A 4,326-nucleotide genomic window follows, 5' to 3' on the forward strand; every position below is an offset into this window, starting at 1 on the left:
CGCCGGCCGGGCCAGCACCCCCGGACCGGCGGACGGCTCCCCCGCTGCGGCGTGCGGCCGGGCCGCGAGCAGCCGCGCGGGATAGGCCCGCTCCAGCAGCGGCGAGGTCATGAGCGTGGTGGCGAGCGCCATCAGCACCATCATGGCGTACAGGGCCGGCGAGATGACTCCGATCTCCAGCCCGATCCCCAGGATCACCAGCTCCATCAGCCCGCGGGTGTTCATCAGGACCCCCAGCGCGCCGGCCTCGCGCCAGCTCATCCCGGTCAGCCGCGCCGCCGCAGCGGACCCGCCGAACTTCCCGGCCACCGCCACCAGGAGCACCAGCGCGGCGTAGCCCCACATCTCCGGCCCGCTCACCAGCTCCAGCCGCGTTCGGAGCCCGGTGAAGGCGAAGAACACGGGGAGCAGGAGCACCACGGTCAGGTCGTGGAGCTTCCCCTCCAGCTCGCGGACGAAGCCCTCGTCCCGGGGCATCACGGCCCCCGCGACGAAGGCCCCGAAGAGGGTGTGCACTCCCAGCCACTCGGTGGCCGCGGCGGCGAGGAGGAGCACCCCGAGCACCACCGCCAGCAGGTCGTGCGAGAGGGCGCCCCGGCCGCGGTACCGCCGCCCCAGCCCGCGAAGCAGCGGGCGCACCACGAAGAACATGGCCCCCACGAACGCGGCCGAGCCCACCAGGGTCGCCCACAGGGGGAGCCCCTCCGCCATGGAGCGCGCCAGCACCACCACCCCGGCCAGGATGCACCACGCGGTGACGTCGTCCACGGCGGCGCAGGCCAGGGTGACCGCCCCCAGCCGGGTGCGGAGCAGCCCCCGTTCCCCCAGGATGCGGGCGATCACCGGGAAGGCGGTGACGCTCATGGCGGCGCCCATGAACAGGGCGAAGGCGGAGAAGCCCACCGACGCATCGGAAAGGCGCGGGTAGAGGAAGAGCGCCAGCAGCACCCCCAGCAGGAAGGGGAAGGCGATGGAGCTGTGGCTGGTGACCAGCGCGGTGTGCCCCCGCCCCCGCAGCAGCCCCGGATCCAGCTCCAGCCCCACCAGGAACATGAAGAGGAGGAGTCCCACCTGGCTGAGCACCGCGAGCCCGCCCAGGCTCCCGGCGGGGAAGAGCAGCTCGAACACCCCGGGGGCGGCCCAGCCCAGCACGGAGGGGCCCAGGAAGATCCCCGCCGCCATCTCGCCCACGACCTGCGGCTGGCCCAGGCGCCGGAAGAGCCGTCCCACCAGGCGGGCGGCGGCTAGCACCACCACCACCTGCGCCACGAAGAGGAGGACGCCCGGAATCGCCCCGCCGCCCCCGGCGAGGACGCCCCCCACCGCCGCCCCGGCGGGCGGGGCCGGCGGCGCCGCCAGGCCCTGCCCGGCCCGGAGCACCGCGGCCACCCCCAGCAGCGGCAGCCCCATGAGCCCCGCGTACAGCAGGGCGGACCGGGCGAGCGTCACGTCCGGCTCTCCGCGACGGCGGTGGCGACGGACGCGGACGCGGACGCGGGGGAGACCCGGACGTAGGCGCCCCGATGGTACAGCAGGGGGCTCCCGTCGCGGGCCCCGGCGGCGACCACCTCGCCGACGTAGATGGTGTGGTCGCCGCCGGGATAGGCGGCCCAGGTCCGGCAGTCCATCCACACCAGCGCGTCCTCCAGCACGGGCGCGCCGGTGTGCACGGTCCGGAAGCGGAGCCCCCGGAACTTGTCGTCCACGTCGCAGCGGGCGAAGCGGCGCGACAGCTCCTCGTGCCCCTCGGCCAGGACGCTGACGGAGAACCCGCCCGCGGCGCCGATGCAGGCATGCGAGCTGAGCCGCGTCTGGATGCAGACCAGCACCAGCGGCGGCTCCAGCGAGACGGAGGTGAGCGAGCTGGCGGTGAGCCCGTGCAGCCGCCCGGTCTCGGGGTGGCGGGCCGCGACCACGGTGACGCCCGTGGCCACGTGCCCCATGATGCGGCGGAATCCCGCGGGATCGATGCTCATGCGAATCGGCGTGGAGTAGGGTCACCACTGGAGGAGGACGGCCTCCTCCGAGAAGCCGGGGCCCATGGCCAGGAGGAGTCCGGTGGAGCCCGCGGCGGGGCGGTGGCCGTTCAGACTCTCCTCCAGCATGTACAGCACGGTGGGCGCGGAGACGTTCCCGATCCGCCAGAGCACGTCGCGGCTCAGGCGCAGCGACTCGGCGTCCAGCCCCAGCCCCTCTTCCACCGCGTCCAGCACCTTGGGCCCGCCCGGGTGCACGATCCAGTGCTTCACGTCGGACACCTCCAGCCCGTGCTCGCCCAGCAGCTCGGAGGTGAGGTCGCGCAGCGCGCCCCTGGCGTACTCCGGGACGTCCGGGCTCAGCACGTTCATGAAGCCGCTGTCCAGCACGTCCACCCCCATCACGTGCTCGCTGTCGGCCACGGTGATGGAGCGGGTGTCGGCCACGCGGGGGAAGGTGTCGCCCGCCAGCGGGTGGTCGCGCCCCACCATCAGCACGGCGGCGACCCCGTCGCCGAAGAGCGCGGCGGCCACCAGCTGCGAGATCAGGTCGCGGTACGCGGTGGGGTCCTCCGCCAGGCGGTCCATGGTGTCCTTCATGTACCCCTGCAGGCCGCCCTGCCAGAAGGCGGAGCCGCCCAGCTCGCACGACAGGAGGATGGCGGCCTGGTCCGGGTGGCCGTCCAGGTAGTCGGCCACGCGCGACACGCCCGCGGCGCCGCTCATGCACCCCAGCCCCGAGAGGGGGATGCGCTTGAGGCTGCGCGGGAAGGGGAGGCGGTTCATCAGCCGTGCGTCGATGGTGGGGACCGAGAACACGGTGGTCATCATGGAGGTCATCATCGACACCTGCTCGGCGCCCAGCCCTGCGCGGTCGAGCACGGTGCGGACGGCCTGCTCGCACAGCCCCAGCGCCACCTCGATCCCGGCGCGCCCCAGCTCGCCCCGGGTGGGCGGGTCGTAGAAGTTGTCCAGCGGGAGGGCGAAGTGGCGCCCCTGGATCATGGCGTTCTCGAACAGGCTGTCGATCACCTCCAGGTCGAACTCGTAGCCCATGGCCAGGCAGTACTTGCGCAGCAGCGCGGCCAGCGACTCCTGGGTGTAGAAGTACTCGGGCTTGACGGTGGCGGTCGTGGCGATGCAGGCCTTCATCGGGATTCCTCTGGTTCGGGTCCGGTTCGTGGGGGTCAGGCGCCGTGCGCCAGGGGCTCGCCCAGGGGGAGCACGGCGGTCATGCGCGCGATCAGCGCGTCGCGCGCGCCGCGGAAGTAGAAGTGGTCTCCGGGGAACATCTCCAGCTCGAAGCCGGCGGAGGTCTGCTCCGCCCACCCTTCCAGCTCCGGCCGCTCCACGCGCCGGTCGTCGTGACCCCCGAAGGCGGTCACCGGGAGCTCCAGCGGCGCCTCGTTGCGGTGGAGGTACGTCTCCAGGATCGCGAAGTCGGCGCGCACCAGCGGGAGGAAGAGCCGCAGCAGCTCCAGCTCGCGGAGGATCTCCTCCGGGGTGCCGTTCATCTTCCGCAGCTCAGTGATCAGCCGGTCCTCGGGGAGGCGGTGGATGGGCGGCCTCTGGTCCGGGAGGTGTGGCGCCCGGCTGGCGGAGACGAAGAGGTGCGCGGGGAGCGGGGCCCCGCGGCGGCGCAGCTCGCGCACCAGCTCGAAGCCCAGCAGCCCGCCCAGGCTGTGGCCGAACACGGCGTACGGGCGGTCCAGCAGCGGCTCCATGGCGGAGGCCAGCGCGTCGACCACCGGGGTGACGCGGGTGAGCGGCTCCTCCCCGCGGCGGCCGTCGCGCCCGGGGAGCTGCACCACACCCAGCTCCACCCCCTCCGGGAGCGCCTCCGCCCACCCGCGGAAGGCGGAGGGGCCCGCCCCCGCGAAGGGGATGCAGAGGAGGCGCGCGGCGGGGTCGGGGAGCGGGCGGGGCCGCACGATCCACGCGGCGTCCTCGTCCCCCCCGGCGGACAGGACCGCGGAGGCGACGGCGGCGGCCGGCGCGGGCTCCGCCTCCGGGACCGGGGCCGTGCGCGGCGCGGGCTCCGCCGGGACCGGGGCTTCTTCCCCGGCGTCCTCGTCGGCCGCCTCCTCGAACAGGGCGAGGACGCGCGCGGTGAGCTGCGCCACGCTCTGGGTGGGCGCCAGGTCGTCCATGTCGACGGTGACGCCCAGCGCCATCTTGAGCCAGTTGCGCAGCTCGAAGGTCATCATGGAGGTGAGCCCCAGGCGCTGGAGCGCGATGCGGGAGTCCAGCCGCCCGGGGGCCACCCCCAGCACGCGCGCGGCCTGCGTGCGCATCCGTTCCTCCAGCAGCGCGCGGCGCTCCCCGGCGGGGGCGGCGCGCAGCTCGTCCC

At 74.3% G+C, this 4,326-nt stretch carries 4 protein-coding genes; all 4 read right to left on the minus strand.

Annotated elements, in window-relative coordinates:
* Nucleotides 1–1,449 (minus strand): cation:proton antiporter (locus VGR37_15395; GenBank protein HEV2148789.1); only part of this gene is annotated, 1,449 nt, incomplete at its 3' end.
* Complete coding sequence (locus VGR37_15400; GenBank protein HEV2148790.1) at nucleotides 1,446–1,976, minus strand: flavin reductase family protein; 531 nt, start codon at nucleotides 1,974–1,976, stop codon at nucleotides 1,446–1,448. The genes VGR37_15400 and VGR37_15395, both read right to left, overlap by 4 nt.
* Nucleotides 1,977–1,997: 21 nt before the next feature.
* Nucleotides 1,998–3,128: a 3-oxoacyl-[acyl-carrier-protein] synthase III C-terminal domain-containing protein gene (locus VGR37_15405; GenBank protein ID HEV2148791.1), complete on the minus strand. Its 1,131-nt coding sequence runs from the start codon at nucleotides 3,126–3,128 to the stop codon at nucleotides 1,998–2,000.
* Nucleotides 3,129–3,163: 35 nt separating this feature from the next.
* Nucleotides 3,164–4,326 (minus strand): thioesterase domain-containing protein (locus tag VGR37_15410; protein HEV2148792.1); only part of this gene is annotated, 1,163 nt, incomplete at its 5' end.

This window comes from Longimicrobiaceae bacterium, from assembly GCA_035936415.1.
Taxonomy (GTDB): domain Bacteria; phylum Gemmatimonadota; class Gemmatimonadetes; order Longimicrobiales; family Longimicrobiaceae; genus JAFAYN01.

Bases quoted from the DNA above. Each gene is read 5' to 3' on its own strand.
- VGR37_15400 (HEV2148790.1), bottom strand. From the start codon at position 1,976: ATGAGCATCGATCCCGCGGGATTCCGCCGCATCATGGGGCACGTGGCC.
- VGR37_15405 (HEV2148791.1), bottom strand. From the start codon at position 3,128: ATGAAGGCCTGCATCGCCACGACCGCCACCGTCAAGCCCGAGTACTTC.